The 15,655-nt window shown below is 33.8% G+C and carries 13 protein-coding genes and 2 pseudogenes; 4 read left to right on the top strand and 11 right to left on the bottom strand.

Annotation, left to right across the window (positions count from 1 at the left end):
• A pseudogene (locus tag BW926_RS10825) lies at window positions 1–574 on the bottom strand (hypothetical protein); the annotation flags it as partial.
• A gap of 648 nt (window positions 575–1,222) precedes the next feature.
• Here BW926_RS10825 and BW926_RS10820 point away from each other — a divergent pair.
• The gene (locus tag BW926_RS10820; RefSeq protein ID WP_076447012.1) at window positions 1,223–1,447 is read left to right on the top strand and encodes a hypothetical protein; all 225 of its coding nucleotides are present in this window, start codon (window positions 1,223–1,225) and stop codon (window positions 1,445–1,447) included.
• Window positions 1,448–1,865: 418 nt separating this feature from the next.
• Window positions 1,866–2,111 (top strand): annotated as a pseudogene (locus BW926_RS14750) (IS481 family transposase); the annotation flags it as partial.
• Window positions 2,112–2,182: 71 nt separating this feature from the next.
• Here the strand turns inward: BW926_RS14750 and BW926_RS10810 are convergent.
• Genes BW926_RS10810 through BW926_RS10795 form a run of 4 tightly spaced genes read right to left on the bottom strand, consistent with a single transcriptional unit; the run spans window position 2,183 to window position 5,142 of the window.
• Window positions 2,183–2,971: a T9SS type A sorting domain-containing protein gene (locus BW926_RS10810; protein WP_076447010.1), complete on the bottom strand. Its 789-nt coding sequence runs from the start codon at window positions 2,969–2,971 to the stop codon at window positions 2,183–2,185.
• 31 nt (window positions 2,972–3,002) lie between these two features.
• Window positions 3,003–3,335, bottom strand: a complete 333-nt coding sequence (locus tag BW926_RS10805) for a hypothetical protein (protein WP_143756538.1) — start codon at window positions 3,333–3,335, stop codon at window positions 3,003–3,005.
• A 34-nt stretch (window positions 3,336–3,369) separates the two neighbouring features.
• Window positions 3,370–3,930 (bottom strand): terminase small subunit, encoded by a 561-nt coding sequence (locus BW926_RS10800; protein ID WP_076447007.1) that lies wholly within the window; start codon window positions 3,928–3,930, stop codon window positions 3,370–3,372.
• Between the two features lie 3 nt (window positions 3,931–3,933).
• Window positions 3,934–5,142: a hypothetical protein gene (locus BW926_RS10795; protein WP_076447006.1), complete on the bottom strand. Its 1,209-nt coding sequence runs from the start codon at window positions 5,140–5,142 to the stop codon at window positions 3,934–3,936.
• A gap of 277 nt (window positions 5,143–5,419) precedes the next feature.
• Here BW926_RS10795 and BW926_RS10790 point away from each other — a divergent pair, with 277 nt between their 5' ends.
• On the top strand, window positions 5,420–5,839 hold the full coding sequence (locus tag BW926_RS10790) for a S24 family peptidase (RefSeq protein WP_083672308.1): 420 nt from the start codon (window positions 5,420–5,422) through the stop codon (window positions 5,837–5,839).
• A 58-nt stretch (window positions 5,840–5,897) separates the two neighbouring features.
• Here BW926_RS10790 and BW926_RS10785 read toward each other — a convergent pair whose 3' ends face one another.
• The 4 genes from BW926_RS10785 to BW926_RS10765 all read right to left on the bottom strand — a co-directional run bounded on the left by BW926_RS10785 (window position 5,898) and on the right by BW926_RS10765 (window position 8,122).
• Window positions 5,898–6,290: a hypothetical protein gene (locus BW926_RS10785; RefSeq protein ID WP_076447003.1), complete on the bottom strand. Its 393-nt coding sequence runs from the start codon at window positions 6,288–6,290 to the stop codon at window positions 5,898–5,900.
• A 225-nt stretch (window positions 6,291–6,515) separates the two neighbouring features.
• Complete coding sequence (locus BW926_RS10775) at window positions 6,516–6,851, bottom strand: hypothetical protein (RefSeq protein WP_076446999.1); 336 nt, start codon at window positions 6,849–6,851, stop codon at window positions 6,516–6,518.
• 241 nt (window positions 6,852–7,092) lie between these two features.
• The gene (locus BW926_RS10770; RefSeq protein ID WP_076446998.1) at window positions 7,093–7,677 is read right to left on the bottom strand and encodes a hypothetical protein; all 585 of its coding nucleotides are present in this window, start codon (window positions 7,675–7,677) and stop codon (window positions 7,093–7,095) included.
• Complete coding sequence (locus tag BW926_RS10765; protein ID WP_076446996.1) at window positions 7,664–8,122, bottom strand: Panacea domain-containing protein; 459 nt, start codon at window positions 8,120–8,122, stop codon at window positions 7,664–7,666. Before BW926_RS10765 ends, BW926_RS10770 begins: the two co-directional genes overlap by 14 nt.
• 848 nt (window positions 8,123–8,970) lie before the next feature.
• On the opposite strand from BW926_RS10765, the gene BW926_RS10760 reads away from it, so the two are divergent.
• Window positions 8,971–10,827 (top strand): hypothetical protein, encoded by a 1,857-nt coding sequence (locus BW926_RS10760; RefSeq protein WP_076446994.1) that lies wholly within the window; start codon window positions 8,971–8,973, stop codon window positions 10,825–10,827.
• A gap of 186 nt (window positions 10,828–11,013) precedes the next feature.
• On the opposite strand, the gene BW926_RS10755 is transcribed toward BW926_RS10760, so the two are convergent.
• Together BW926_RS10755 and BW926_RS10750 are read right to left on the bottom strand one after the other, a co-directional pair.
• The gene (locus tag BW926_RS10755; RefSeq protein WP_076447015.1) at window positions 11,014–12,456 is read right to left on the bottom strand and encodes a TolC family protein; all 1,443 of its coding nucleotides are present in this window, start codon (window positions 12,454–12,456) and stop codon (window positions 11,014–11,016) included.
• On the bottom strand, window positions 12,443–15,637 hold the full coding sequence (locus tag BW926_RS10750) for an efflux RND transporter permease subunit (RefSeq protein ID WP_076446993.1): 3,195 nt from the start codon (window positions 15,635–15,637) through the stop codon (window positions 12,443–12,445). The genes BW926_RS10755 and BW926_RS10750 overlap by 14 nt, the downstream gene beginning before the upstream one ends.
• Window positions 15,638–15,655 lie beyond the last annotated feature (18 nt).

The raw sequence follows: 15,655 nt of genomic DNA, 5'->3' as shown, positions 1-15,655 counted from the left end.
TGCTTCCTACTGCACCTCCTAAATGAAGTAAATTTTTAGGTGCTGCTACACCAATTCCTAAATTTCCAAATTCATCAAAACGCCCAGCTTCACTATTGCTATTAATAAGAAAAGCCAATGCGTTATTTTGAATTGTTCCGTTTCCTCTATGGATGCCCATGATACCTGCTCCACCATAAGAAAAGCCTCCATTAACCTTGGCATTAAATAATACTGAGCCAATAACATTGTCATTTAATAAATTTACTCCGGCATTAGAGCGACGCAGCATCAATACTTGCGTATTCGAGATTGGGCTTTCATCATCAAAAAGATAATCATCATTAATTTCTGATCCGGCAATATGATTATATAAATGGAGTCTTGCTGCAGGATTTGTAATCCCAATACCTACTCTGCCTAGGTTTGATACTGCAAAATCATTAGATTGTTGCACTATGGTGGGAGTTCCAGTCAAAGCATTGTCTTTGGCCCCATCTACATGGAAAGAAGCTTGGGGATTAGATGTATTTATGCCTACTTGGGAATAATAAATAGCAGGCGAAAATAGAAGTAATAAAATTTTTTTTCTCATAGCGTTAAAATTTTTATAATTTATAATCAAACCATTATACATAAGCTCTGAATTCTAAGTTTCTTATAATCAAATATTAATTAAATAATAAAGCTCAAATTTTGATTATTTTACAAAATTAGAATAGAAATAGATGAATGGTTTTAGATAAATAATTACTATTTGTAAAACTAATACTACATATTATGCGAAATTTGTATATCTAATGATTGATTAGGTCAAATAAAAATTAATTTGGTAATTATTACTTGAAAATATTAATTATTTGTTTTTCAGTAATATATGTTTTTTATGTTATTTATTTTTTTAAAAAAAAATAATTCCTTTAATATTGAAATAGTGCCATATATATTTCACTAAATTCACAATAAAGTGACCTTGAAATGGTCTTTTTGAGACGTTTTAATTAGGCGTATAGTTTTTATATTCTATGTAAATTTCTTTTAATAGTGATATTTGTAACAAATCACCTTAATTAATTGTAGTTTTTTTATTACATAATGTAGTTAAAATAATTATTTCGTCTCAAAAATAGTTGCGAGTTCATATTGCATTATTCAAAATTTATTATACTTAAAAATGACTAATGATGAGAATACCTTTATCATCAGTTAAAAAATTGTTTATACTTTTACACAAAAATATCTAATGCTATATCATATAAATCAACTCCGTGACTTTTCATCTCTTTTCACAAGGAAAGAAGTTAAAAGATGGCTTAAAGAAGATTTCAAATCAATAGATATAAAACTAGAAAGATATAATTTAATAGAAAAAAACAAAGGTAATTTAACTTTTGAAAATGAAAATGGGAGTATTGGTAGATACCCAGGACTAGGAACAGTAAAAAAAATATCTATAAAAATCATTTAATTGTTATTAGCAACTTTCTAAATTCATTGTAATGCTAGTTTGTAAAGATTGTTTTTCAGATAATGAATTAAAGAGATTTATAATTTCATCTGGACATAATAATGGATGTGGGTTTTGTAAGAAAAAAGATATTGAAACCATTAATCTTGAAGAATTATTTGATTTTTTCAAGGAATTGTTCGATAAATTCCAAATAAAAACTGATGGAGAGCGATTAATTTCAAAAATACAGGGAAATTGGAATCTGTTTAGTGATATTGCCATTGGAAATAGAATAATGAATTATGTCATTGGAAATATTGATACTCATATACAAAATTCAGAAGAATTAGTCGATTTTAATATAGATATTCTTGATAATGTTAATTATTGGCATACTCTAAAAGAGCAATTAAAATGGGAAAGAAGATATTTACAGGACGAGTTTTATGCCATAGCTTTCAGAAAGAAAATTTACAGAAGCATTGAAGAACTGCAATTAGACTTAAACAGCTGGTTGTCGTATTACAACAACGAAAGAACGCATACAGGAAAACATTGTTACGGTAAAACACCGATGCAGACGTTTTTGGATAGTAAAACTATAGCAAAAGAGAAATTATTGGAAACTCTTGCTGAGGAACAAAAAATCCTTACTTTTGGAAGTAAGGAAAATGTTGGATAACTGACAATTATTTTTAACCCCTAACTGTCAGATTAAGTCGTGGCTATTACAAGTTATTCTTTATAATCTTATTACTTTTTGATAAATTTATGAGAGGTTGAAGTACCGTCTGTATTTTTTACATTCAAAATATAAGAACCTTTTATTAATGCAGAAACATTGATTTTATCAGCTTTATCAGATGACATTACTTTTCTTCCGGATATGTCAAATATTTCAGCTCCTGAGATCTTCCGCTTTGATTGTACTATAAGATAATCTGTAGCTGGATTAGGATAAATGCTCACATCTCTTTTTTCAATTACTTCTGAAGTTGATAATACATTTTGTGTTACAGAAATATCATCAATTACCACCAGACTAGGATCATTATCGGTAGCATTAGTAGCTAGTAAATCAAATCCCACATAATAAACACCCGAAGATGCTGGAGTAAAGGTATATGTAGCAGGTAACAAACCTACATCTGTTGTATTAGGCGTTATGGAAGTAGCGTTTATCATAGAACTTGGTGAAGCTGAATTTCCGTATGCTATTTTCAAAGTTGCATTTAAATCTGCTTCTATATGTTTGAATGATACAGTATAAGAAGTACCAGCTTGCAGATTAATTGCTTTTGTAAAAAACCAAGCGTTAGTATTACTCTCTGTTATTTCTCCCAAAAGACCTGGAGAATCAAAATCAGCTACTGTAAAATTACCTCCAGCATCTTGGGAAGTACATGTTGGAATACTATCAAATGGAGTACTATTAAAATCTTCAAGATAAGGAACATTCACAGGATTACATTGTGCATTCAAGATAAAAAATGAAGGTAAAGCCATTAATGCCAATAGCTTTGAAGTAAAATTCTTTTTCATAAGTTTTTTTGTTATTTAATGCAAATATAATTTAATTTTTTTTCCTACAACTATTTTTATATTTCAAATACATCTTTACCATAGTCAACGGCTTACCCATGCCGTTTTTTAATTGATCACATACTTCAGGATAAATCAGAAATCCATTTTTTTTGATCTTGAAAATTGATAAATACAAGCCGTCCGGCTGCCTTTCAAATTCGTGGTTTTTGATGAGATCGTTTAGAAACTCATCTACCTTTTTGTCTCCTTTTAAACTTTTTAGCTTCTTAATCAGACCATTATGAAATTCTTTAAGTTCTTCATATGTAAATGCACTTAAATCTTCAAAAATAATCTTCTTTAGTGCAAAAACTGAATTCATTTTATTCTGTAAATTTGTAAACTTATGATAATATTTAATCATTTTTCTTTGCTTTTTCGGTTAAATTTTTCAAGGTTTCAAGTTCTTCATCGGATAGTTTGGAGTAGTCTATTTGTGATTCAGTTCCCTTATCTTCTAATTCTATCTTGTCTGCCCAACCCATATTTTTAAGTGCGAAAATAACACCTGCGACCTTGTCGCTCCATAATCCTTTTTCGTAGTTATTCTCAACGATTAGCAAAGCTTTTTTTACGACGTAAGAAAACGGGGCTTTTTTAGCATAGTCATAAAGTGATTGGCGACTTTCAAAACCTAAGAAAATAGCTACGCCTGTAACGGTAGGTTTTTCAGGGTATCGAACCCAGATTTTTACAGGTTCATCCTCGGTAGTTGTAACTGCATCTTTGCCTTTACCTGTTGTTTTACTAGTGATTTTACGCTCTATAATATATTCGCCTTGAATCCATTCAAAGTACTCTAAAAGTTTTATTGCTAGAGAATTTTCATCTTCATATTTTGCGGGGCGACCAAATGGATTACCTTCTGCGAATTTCCCGTCTGGTTCTCTACCTTCCAAATTCTTTTCATTCTTCATTTTTTAATTTTTATTTCCAACATTAAAACTTACATCTGTGACAATAAAAGGGTAATGCCCTTGTAAAAAGTCTAATGCGTATGTCGCAACGTCCTCAATACCATCGTCATAATTTTTGTGCGGGGAAAATGGAAACTGTTTAATATGCGCTATCGCTTCCTGATACTCTGGGTTCGGGTGGTTCTCAAACCAATGCAGAAACTTAAATATGTGCCTTACTGATTTTATTCTTTCCAGCTTATTATTTGACTGATAACGAGGTTTTAAGTTAAAGATTTTATAGGTTAAATCATTGTCGATGTATGATTGATTGCTATTGCTTTCTACGTAGTTTTGAGAAGTTTTGTAATCTTTTGTTTTTTGGACCAATTTACTTTCGTTATCATGTAAGCTATTTTTGTTGTACACTACATCAATAACATATGCTTTACCTTGTTTTATTCCTAAAATCAAAGAGGCGTAAGAATCCTCACCCGTGTCTTTAAGGTCAGTAAATGAGAAAGTAGCTTCGTAGTTATCATTTAACTCACTTGTCATTGTAACGCCATCATAGTACATTATCTCATCTTGTGATGCGACCGCCTTTTGCAGAAACTGAGGATCAAATTTATTTCCAGCTTTTCTTTTTTCATTTACTAAAACTGCTGAACTCATTCTAATTGGATCAAAAAGATCATTTACATAGAATTCTGCAAGCTCTTTTGGTCTTACATCTTCAGTGAGCTGAGCGGGGAGTATAATATCTTCATATTGATTCTCCGAGAATTTAGGTTCTTCATAATACTTTCCGTGAAATAGGTAATCGGTAGCATCTGCCATCCCTAAACGTTGCATACAGTTGATAAGTATGTAAGATGTTTTTGATTTTACACGCGTTAAATACGCATCTATTCCTGAGTTTGTAGCTTTTAACTCTCCCAAGTTTACCAAATCAGTGAATGCCTGTATATCGTCGAATATGATAATATTAAAGTGCTTTCCCGTGTTTTCCTTTGACAGGGTTGTATAAGTATGTCTTTGGCCTCCTTTATTTGTTTTTATAACAGTTCTGGTACTGTCTTTTGCTAAAATATTTCCGTATATTTTAATGAAAGATTCTGAACGTAGTATATCATTGGTCTTGTCTGCAAAAGCTTCAGCATTCTTTGATGCTCTGGTAGTTACCAAGATAAAAAGGGTAGGATCTATCACAAAACACCAAGCGGAAAACATTCTCGATATAATTGTTGATTTTGTAGTTCCGGGCGAAATATTTAAATTGATATGTCGGCATTCGAATAGAAGCTCTTCATATTTAGTTTTAATAAAGCCTTCCGAGTCCAAAAGTTCGTTAAAGGGTGTATTCTCTTTTTGTGATAAAACTTCGTTTATTATATCTTCCGGGATTCTTTCTTTAATTCTTTCAAGATCTGGAATGTTAGAATATAAAAGCTCTTCAAAGGCTTGTACTTTTAAAAGAGAAAAAACTTTCTGCTGAAGCTTATCACATATGTATTTTATATGCCAATTTGCATACAGCTATTATTCCGAGGAATACCTCAAAGATATGCCTACGGTTCTTGTTGAAGCCGATAAAGAACACAAAGGCAATTATCTGGCGTTTGAAGTTGACGGGGACAGCATGGAGCCGGAATACTTTGCCGGGGACATCGTGATATGCCGTGAAGTCAAACGAGATCTATGGCAATATAAATTACATTATAAAGAGTGGGATTTTGTCATTGCGCACGGAACAAAGGGGATCATGCTAAAAGAAATTACAGATCATAACGTAGAAACCGGGGAAATTACTTGCCACTCTCTCAATGCAGATCATGCTGATTTTATACTCAATCTCGGAGAAATAACATACCTCTTTAATGTTGTCGAACACAGACGAAGCGGGAAAGCTAAAAGACGTAGCAGATAATAAAAAATCCCCCAACTAGGGGGATAAGAAAACATAAATATTTGTTATAGTACTAATATCAATTTTGAGATTTCATTTTTATATAAACTTCCATATAAGATATTCCTTTAGTAATAGTTTGCTCAAAAGAAATAACATATTCTTCTTTATATGGTATAAACCATTTTAAAAATTTTATCATCTTTAATAATCCCGACCTGGTCGTTAAATCGACTTCAAAATAAACCGTTTCGCTGCTATTATTTTTGAAATAATCAACAAAACTATTACAAACCAATTCTCTCAGGTCAAGGCAATGGTTTTTCTCAGGATCAATTAGAGGTAAGAGGTTAACATTAATTCTATCAAAAAATAAATCCCTCTCGAATGTTAACTGATAAGGGATTTTATTCTTAGTTGGTAATGTATAGACATGTATTCCGTATACCAGATCTTTACTAACTTTTTGCATTACAAAGATCTTTCTTTTTTGTAATGTTGAATTGTTCTCTCAAACAATTGTTGCTTTCTAATGATTGATTGCTTTATCCTTTCAATTTTATCTCTACTAGGATTGTTGTCAACCTTCAAGGCAAAATGATTGCTATCGATTAAATATAGCATCCTTTCATTTAATGCATTTTTTGGAGTTATTGTTTTCATATTTGTAATGTATTTTTTTTGCAAAAATATCACATTATTGTAATATAACAAAATCCTTGCTATGAACAAGATAAGACATTGTGATTTTGTTTTCATTTTCTTCACAATATTCCCATCCAAGTACACTTAGTTCAGATTCTAATCCTGTTCCAAACTTTTCCGCACTTATGCAAAATGACTTTATTACGTCATTAACAACTACATCCTGATCCATATCATCAAACACAAAAGCCTTTAAACCGAAAAGCGGAATATTTACAGAAATAGAACCATCATTTTCATCTTTATCCCATGTAGGCATGGCTACAGAAACAGATTTTAACAATCCTGCTTTCCGATGAATTTCGATTGTTGCTTCTTTAAATTCCATGATGTTTTTCTTTTTATATATGAATATTTTTATACAAGTTACAAAAAGTTAATCAAATTTTGGATTAAAACTCATAAATAAATACAAAACTTGCAACTGTATTTTTTCAACAAAAGTAAATAAAATAACTTAATATCAAATAATGCAACTTAAAATATATCAATTAAAACTATATTTTCTATAATGCAAAATAAAGACCATAATTTCAAAACTTAACGTAAAAAAATGACAATCAATCCTCCTAATTGGGGGAGGATTGATTTTCTGTATTTTTAGAAGATGATTTTTCTTCAAGCTTATTTGGAAACAAATTTTTTATTACAGTTAGGTAGAAAATTAATATTGATGCTGTTAAAGTTCCACATACAAACATGAATTCCGTTTCGGTTATACTAAACTTTATCTCAATAATACTAAGAAACATAGGTACCTTTATTTCTTTAAAACCATGTAATAGAATAAAAAAAGCAATAAATACAGCCCAGATACTTGAAAACCAAAAAGCTTTTTTAGCATTTTCTTTTCGTAATCTACGCTCATTCTTCTTATCTTTAAATTTAGAATGACTTTCTTTTAGTTGAGTTTTCTTTCTTAGCTTGAATTCTAAAACCTTCAACCTAAATTCTTCGTGTTTCTGAAAGTTCTTAAAATCCTGCAAAGAACTTGCACTTTCGGCTAATTCCTCTAAAACAATTTCTCCGGATTCTTCAGTAATGCTTAATTCTTCTTGCTCTTCCTCTGCAACATTGAAATCATCAAAGAATTCATTTACTTGATCATGATTTGGGTCATCCTTGTTATTTGGAGATATATTATCTACGTTCATCAATTAGTTTTTTGTAATGTTCTTTGATCAGTTCATTGCTAATTGTTTTATGATAAATTTTAGGATCATATGCTTCATCCCACGGTGTATTTTTCATATGAGTTTTTGTGGAAAGCTGAAGGCCTGTAAATCCTTTATATGTATTCCAAATAGTTTTTATAAATGATTTATCAGTATTTGATAATTTATTTTCCGAATATAAATCTATAATTTCGATTTCAACATTACCAAATCCAAACCTTTTAATAACATGATATAGTTCCGGTATTACCGGACCATATTTCCATGCTTGTACAGTATTTTTAATTAAAGGTTTATCAAAAAATCCAAGATACCATCCATGTGCAATGTATGTTAATTTAAGAAGTTTCATAGGTTCAACAACCTCCCCATCTTCTCTAGCTAACTTTAAAAATTGTTTTGCAATATCAAAGCAGGTGTACATTTTTGTATTTTTTATGGTTGTAAGTTACAATTTTTTTTGAAAAAAAAGTTTGCAAAGATATTAAATCTATTTTTAATCTACTTTTTTAATTTTCCACAAATATCACTCCGTAACACGACAAAACTCGTCGCAAGAAACATTTTCTTACACAAAAAACGCATATTTTGCCAACTATTTACATACCAAAAACTAAAACACAATAATAAAATATTGATAATAAGATTCTTATATTTACATTTTATTTCCCTGGAAAGGTAGTATACGGGTAACTGTATCGAGGGTTCGAATCCCTTCCTTTCTGCATATTAAGGTACTGATTTTCAGTACTTTTTTATTCTAATAGTTTCTTCTTTTGAAAAATATTGAAAATTTTCATAGTTTATCGAAACAAAATAGGCATAAAATAGGCTAATTTTACAAATAAAATACATACATAAAATAAACTTTCCAAGAAGGCCATTTTTAATTGATCACAAACCTCCGAATAAATCAATAATCCGGCTTTTATTCATCTTGAAAAATAGAAAGACACAAACCCGCTCCGGGCCTTTCAAATTAGTGGTTTTTTAATAAGATTGTTAAGGAAATCACCTACCTTTGTATTTGCTTTTAAGGATGTTTGCTTCTGCGCTTAATTTTCAACTCTTTCAATTCAATATCATTCATCATTGCATTAGAACCTCCATAGTCTGTTGCGATTTCCAATAAAAGAATTGCAAATCCCCAACGTAAGAAGGAAATTTATTTTTTACGTTATTTAGAAACTCATATAATTGTTAGCTTAAATTATAGTTTAAGCTTGGTTTTGTGATAAAATTATAATAGATTTATAGTCAAAACTAATTTCTATGAACAAATCTATTATTTTTTTCGTGTTTTTTCTCGTGCTATCAATAGCAAAGGCTCAAATAGGCATCAACACTGCTACACCTAAAACTACTCTAGATATATCAGCCAAGAATAGTAATGGTACTACCGCAGAAGGTATGCTAATACCTAGACTAAAAGGCTATGAAATACGATTGATGGATTCACAAATGGGTATCGACCAAAACAGTGCATTACTCTACGCCACAGAAGCCGATTCCACACCATCTTCCAAGACCATCAATATTACTGCCCCAGGGTACTATTACTATGATGCAGCCAATAGCATCTGGAAAGCACTTACTCCAGCAATTCCTTCGGTTGATACTACTAATGATGCTTTTGTAAATGACAATACTAATGCACAAGTTACACTAGGGACTTTATCAGACGGAAACACAACAAGACCTTCTGGTACAGAATTTAGCATCAAGGATAATGGTAATATAGCCATAGGTACAGCAAATAACCCTGTAGAGAAACTAGACGTACGTGGGGGTATATACTTTGGAGGAAATGCTACTGACTTTGGTAAAGCCAACTTGAGGCAGGGTATACAAGACCAAGAATTTGGTATGTATGAAGGTGATAATCTAATTGCTGGAACTGATCCCGTGGGTAATGGTACCAACAATCCCACCTTTTCGTATGGTTTTGTAACCAATGGTTCTGGACAATATGGTGCAAAGATTCGCATCAATCAAAACACAGGCTATATAGGCATCAATACAGGAACTTCAGAGCCTGCAGCGCAACTACAAGTAGGTGGGGATGTATTAGTGAAAGGAACAAACAATGCTAACTTTTCCAACTTTCAGGTATATAATCCTTCAGGCAATAGTTACATGCAATTTGGAGCTTATCCTAGTAATCCTACACTTATTGGAGGCTTCAATATGTTCCTAGACAAGGGTGAGTTTAATGCAGATCTCAGGGTATTTGCCAATCCGGAAGAAGGTTTTAATATACAAAATGGCAATAGTTCTCTCAACTTTAATAACAGTGCTATGAACTGGACCACTCCATATTTTTATCTCAATGCGAGTAATGGAAATGGTTTAGAAGTGGCTGGGAAAAGTTTATTTGCTTTAAATAATGGATCAAGTGAATCGTTCAAAATTACCAGTGACGGAAATACCAACGATATATTCAATGCCAATGTAGGACAAACAGGGTTAGTGGGTATCAATACCAATTCACCTATAGGAAGACTTACCATAGGAGGAAATTATGGTACGAATAAAGTAACCCTTTTACAAGACAACACCAGTTATGACAGTATTAATTTCTTCATACAAGATACTAGCCCTGATAATTTTGGAAATGATATGTTTAATATGAATCCAGAAGAAGGGATGAGTATGGTCGTAAATAATGGAGACAATACTCGACATATAGAAGTGATTGCCAATTCAGGATTTGGTGCGGCTCTTTATTGTACGGATAATTTAGGCAATTCGTCTTGGCTCAATGTATTAGAAGACGCCGTACATATAAAAAACAAAGCCATTATAGGTAATGTGCCAACATCTACAACACCCAATAGTACATTGGAAATAGCAGGTTCAGTTGCTGCTAACATCCGTACACTCAATTCTGGCACTATAGCCGACGATGATTATACTGTGTTGGCTACGGCAAGCATCTCTTTGCCGGATCCTACTTCTAGTAATAGGGGACGTATCTATCATATCATCAATGATACTTCAGGAAACATTAATATTTCAGGTACTTTTAGAATAAATGGAAGTAATTTATCTTATTATGAGTTGGATAATTCCGACTTACATAAAGGTATTATGGTACAAAGTACAGGTTCAGCTTGGGTAATTCTATAAAGAGACTAGAATGAATTAGTCAGGAACTCTTTGTATTAAAAAAGGTAGTATCTCGCTAACTTTTTAACCTACACAGTTAATGAGACACTACCTTTTTTTATTTGAAAAATTCTCAGTTATTATAATCGAAAAGAGACTGTTCCCTTTCAGGCAGCCTCTTTTCTTTAAAACATTAAAGATTTATAATCACTTCCAGCCACCGCCTAAGCTCTTATAAATATCCACAACTGTACTCAGCTGTTTTTGTTTAGCTTCTACCAGTTCCATTTTTGCATCCAATGCATCTCTTTGGTTCAGAAGAACTTCCAGATAATCTGCCCTTGAATTTTTAAATAGTTGATTCGCAATATCGATTGATTTCTCCAAAGCCTGTGTCTCCTCAGACTTTAGTTTATAATACTGATCAAGGTTTTTTACTTTAGACATCAAATTAGCAACATCCAGATACGCATTCAAAATTGTTTTGTCATATTCATATAATGCTTGGATCTGTCTTGCATCCGCTGTTTGGAAATTGGCTTTAATTGCACTTTTGTTAATAAGCGGGCCAGCAAGCTCTCCCATAAGGCTTGAAGCAATAGATTCCGGCATTTTCACCAGGTAAGAAGGCTTGAAAGCTTCCAATCCTAATGTTGCAGAGATTTCCAATGAAGGATAAAACTCTTTTCTGGCTGCTTCTACATCTAATTTTGATGATTTTAATTCCAGTTCGGCTTGTTTGATATCAGGACGGTTTGCCAACAACTGTGAAGGAATTCCTGTATATACCGTTTGTGGAATGGTTGTCATAAAATCTTCTTTAGTTCTTACAATCGGTTGTGGAAAACGTCCGCAAAGAGCATTTATTTCGTTCTCTTTTTCAGTAATTTCCTGACGGATAGTATATTCTGTAGCTTTAGATTTTGCTAATTCAGCTTCAAATTTTTTCACAGCCAGCTCAGTTGCTGCCGCAGCTTCTTTCTGAATTTTTGAAATTTCCAAAGCTTTTTGCTGAAGCTTGATATATTGCTGAATAATATCCAGCTGATTATCCAGGGCTAGCAATTCATAATAATTATCCGCAACTTCTTCAATTAAATTGGAAAGCACAAAATTCTTCCCCTCCACTGTTGAAAGATAATGAGCAACTGCAGATTCTTTTTCTGTTCTTAATTTTTTCCAGATGTCGATCTCCCAGTTTGCCATCAATCCACCTCCGAAATTTCCCAGTGGATCCGGCATCTCTTTTCCGGGTTCAATTTCTGTAGAAGCGTCTCCTGCTCCTTCACTGGTATAACGTCCGGCTTTTTTTACTCCTGCCCCAAGTCCTGCAGAAACCGTTGGTGTTAATCTTCCTTTTTTGGCTAATACTCCACTTTTTGCTATTTCAATTTCCTGCAAAGTGATCATCAGCTCTTGATTATTTTTTAATGCAGTTTCAATTAAAGAAACCAAATTAGGATCTGTAAAAAATTGCCTCCAAGGTGTTGTTCCACTGTTATTGTTTATGCCACCCTGATCTTCCTGGTTAAAGTTTTGAGGAATATTTTCTTTTACCTCATCTTTTACCACGGTTGCCATTGGCGCCTTACAGCTTGCTAAAACAAGCGATAAGGTGATGGCTGATATATATTTATTATAAATCTTCATATTTGTCATCGTGTTGATACGGTTCTGTTTGTTCTGTTAAAGGATTTTCCTCTTCATATCTTGCTAATCTTGATTTGTCGGCGATCGTTCCGAAGATGTAGTACAATCCAGGGATAATCATTAATCCGAAAATGGTTCCGATCAACATACCTCCTGCTGCTGCTGTACCGATTGTTCGGTTACCAACCGCACCCGGTCCGGTTGCCATTACCAATGGAATCAAACCTGCGATGAATGCAAAAGATGTCATCAAGATCGGACGGAAACGGATTGCAGCTCCTTCAATGGCAGCCTGAGCTACAGGAATTCCTTCTTCAGCCTTTTTCTGAACAGCAAATTCCACAATCAATACAGCATTTTTACCCAAAAGACCAATCAACATGACCATTGCTACCTGAGCATAAATGTTGTTTTCTAATCCTAATAATTTTAAACATAAGAAAGCTCCGAAAATACCCGTCGGCAACGATAAAATTACCGGCAACGGAAGAATGAAACTTTCATACTGTGCAGAAAGAATTAAATAAACAAATCCTAAACACACTAAGAAAATGAAAATTGCTTCATTTCCACGGCTTACCTCATCTTTGGAAATACCTGCCCAGTCGATACCGAAACCTCTCGGAAGTGTTTTGTCTGCCACTTCTTTAATAGCTTCAATAGCCTGTCCGGAACTATAGCCCGGTGCAGGAGTTCCACTTACCTGTGCTGAATTGTACATATTATGTCGGGTCATCTCTGAAAGACCGTATACTTTTTCAAGATGCATGAAATCTGAATACGGAACCATCTGATCTTTATCATTTTTAACATACAATTTCAATAGATCTGTTGGCAAAGCACGATATTGAGGTCCTGCCTGAACAATTACCTTATATGGTCTGTCGAAACGAATGAAGCTCGTCTCATAATTCGAACCAATTAAAGTAGATAAATTATCCATTGCATTTTCGATTGTCACACCTTTTTGTTCGGCAAGATCATTATCTATTTTCAGCATATATTGAGGGAAACTTGCAGAATAGAAGGTGAATGCAGAACCTAGCTCTGGACGCTTTTTAAGTTCTTTCACAAAGTCGTTGCTCACCTGCTCCATTTTGTGGTAATCTCCGCTTCCGGCTTTATCCAGCAAACGAAGTTCAAAACCTCCTGCTGCGCCATATCCCGGAACAGAAGGAGGCTGAAAGAATTCAATATTCGCTCCAGGAATATTTTTGGCTTTTTCTTCAAGCTTTTCTATAATTTCCGCTGCAGATTCTTTACGGTCTTCCCAGCTTTTAAGGTTGATAAGACATGTCCCGGAGTTTGATCCTGTACCTTCAGAAAGAATTTCGTATCCTGCCAATGAAGAAACAGACTGTACTCCGTCGATACCTTCAGATTCTCGTAGTAATTCTTTTGCAATCTGATTTGTTCTTTCCAAAGTTGAACCCGGCGGCGTTTGGATAATCGCATAAATCATCCCCTGATCTTCAGCAGGAATAAATCCTGAAGGGAGTGAGTTACTCAGGAAGAATGTACAAGCACAGAATGCCAATAATAAAGGAAGAGTAAATGTTTTCTTTTTAACAGTTTTAGTCAACATTCTTTCATACTTCCCAGCTCCTTTCGTAAATAAATTGTTGAATTTATCCAAGAATATGGTGATTGGAGTTCTTTTCTTAGGTTTTCCGTGGTTATTTTTTAAAATTAAAGCACATAAAGCCGGAGTCAATGTCAAAGCTACAACCCCTGAAAGGATAATCGCAGAAGCCATTGTAATAGAGAACTGACGATAGAAAACCCCAACCGGACCAGACATGAACGCAATCGGAATAAATACGGATGCCATTACCAAAGTAATTGCGATAATCGCTCCGCTGATTTCGTGCATCGCCTCTTCTGTTGCCTTTAACGGAGATAAATGTTTCTCTTCCATCTTGGCGTGAACCGCTTCAATTACCACAATCGCGTCATCGACCACAACCCCAATTGCCATTACGAGTGCAAAAAGCGAGATCATGTTTAATGTAATTCCAAATGCGGACATGACGGCAAAAGTTCCTACCAACGAAACCGGAACCGCTAAAGCCGGAATTAATGTTGAACGCCAGTCTCCCAGGAATAAGTATACCACAATTGCCACCAAAATAAAGGCTTCAAATAGGGTGTGAACTACTTTTTCAATTGAGGCATCCAAGAATCTTGATACGTCATAACTGATATCGTAATGCATTCCTTTCGGGAAAGTAGTTTTCTGCAATTCAGCCATCAAAGATTTTACATTCTTGATAACGTCACTTGCGTTGGAACCATATGATTGTTTTACTGTGATCGCCGCAGAAGGTTTACCATTCAGTGTAGAATAAATATCATACATTGAGGAACCGAATTCTATATCTGCCACATCTTTTAATCTGATAAATTCTCCGTCCGGCTTTGCTTTAAGGATAATATTTCCGTAATCTTTTTCATTATTAAAACGACCCGGATATTTTAAAATATATTCAAATGACTGAGATCTTTTACCCGAACTTTCCCCGGTTTTACCTGGAGATGCTTCCAAACTTTGTTGGTTTAATGCTTCCATTACTTCATCTGCTGAAATGCTGTAAGCCGTTAATCTATCTGGTTTTAGCCAAATACGCATTGCATATTCTCTTGTTCCAAGGATATCAGCGAAACCAACTCCGCTTACCCTTCTCAATTCCGACATCACGTTGATATCTGCATAGTTGAAAAGGAATTTCTGATCGGCTTTAGGATCATCACTATACAAGTTGATGTACATCAACATGTTTGGTTCTTCACGGGTGATTTTCACCCCTTCACGAACTACCAAAGGAGGTAATTTATTTACAACCGAAGATACACGGTTTTGTACGTTTACAGCTGCTACATTCGGATCGGTTCCCAAGTCGAAAACCACCTGAATAGAAGCTTCCCCGTCGTTTCCGGCATTGGAAGTCATATATTTCATTCCTGGGACACCATTTAAACCTCTTTCCAACGGAATAACCACGGATTTAATCAACAATTCGTTGTTAGCGCCCGGATATTCTGCGGTGATATTTACTTTTGGCGGTGAAATAGACGGAAACTGTGTAATTGGAAGTTTTACCAAAGACAAAATTCCCATAAATACGATAATCAAAGAGATTACGATAGACAGAACAGGTCTGCGAATAAATTTCTTAAACATAATACGGCTTCATTTATA

Source organism: Chryseobacterium sp. RU37D, assembly GCF_900156075.1.
Classification (GTDB): domain Bacteria; phylum Bacteroidota; class Bacteroidia; order Flavobacteriales; family Weeksellaceae; genus Chryseobacterium.
Note: the sequence above shows the minus strand (reverse complement) of the source record. Positions and strands in the feature narration are given on the sequence as shown.

Excerpts from the sequence above, each read along its gene's own strand:
- BW926_RS10820 (WP_076447012.1), top strand. The coding sequence starts at position 1,223 with ATGCTATATCATATAAATCAACTCCGTGACTTTTCATCTCTTTTCACA.
- BW926_RS10810 (WP_076447010.1), bottom strand. The coding sequence starts at position 2,971 with ATGAAAAAGAATTTTACTTCAAAGCTATTGGCATTAATGGCTTTACCT.
- BW926_RS10805 (WP_143756538.1), bottom strand. The coding sequence starts at position 3,335 with ATGAATTCAGTTTTTGCACTAAAGAAGATTATTTTTGAAGATTTAAGT.
- BW926_RS10800 (WP_076447007.1), bottom strand. The coding sequence starts at position 3,930 with ATGAAGAATGAAAAGAATTTGGAAGGTAGAGAACCAGACGGGAAATTC.
- BW926_RS10795 (WP_076447006.1), bottom strand. The coding sequence starts at position 5,142 with ATGTTTTCCGCTTGGTGTTTTGTGATAGATCCTACCCTTTTTATCTTG.
- BW926_RS10790 (WP_083672308.1), top strand. The coding sequence starts at position 5,420 with ATGTATTTTATATGCCAATTTGCATACAGCTATTATTCCGAGGAATAC.
- BW926_RS10785 (WP_076447003.1), bottom strand. The coding sequence starts at position 6,290 with ATGCAAAAAGTTAGTAAAGATCTGGTATACGGAATACATGTCTATACA.
- BW926_RS10775 (WP_076446999.1), bottom strand. The coding sequence starts at position 6,851 with ATGGAATTTAAAGAAGCAACAATCGAAATTCATCGGAAAGCAGGATTG.
- BW926_RS10770 (WP_076446998.1), bottom strand. The coding sequence starts at position 7,677 with ATGAACGTAGATAATATATCTCCAAATAACAAGGATGACCCAAATCAT.
- BW926_RS10765 (WP_076446996.1), bottom strand. The coding sequence starts at position 8,122 with ATGTACACCTGCTTTGATATTGCAAAACAATTTTTAAAGTTAGCTAGA.
- BW926_RS10760 (WP_076446994.1), top strand. The coding sequence starts at position 8,971 with ATGAACAAATCTATTATTTTTTTCGTGTTTTTTCTCGTGCTATCAATA.
- BW926_RS10755 (WP_076447015.1), bottom strand. The coding sequence starts at position 12,456 with ATGAAGATTTATAATAAATATATATCAGCCATCACCTTATCGCTTGTT.
- BW926_RS10750 (WP_076446993.1), bottom strand. The coding sequence starts at position 15,637 with ATGTTTAAGAAATTTATTCGCAGACCTGTTCTGTCTATCGTAATCTCT.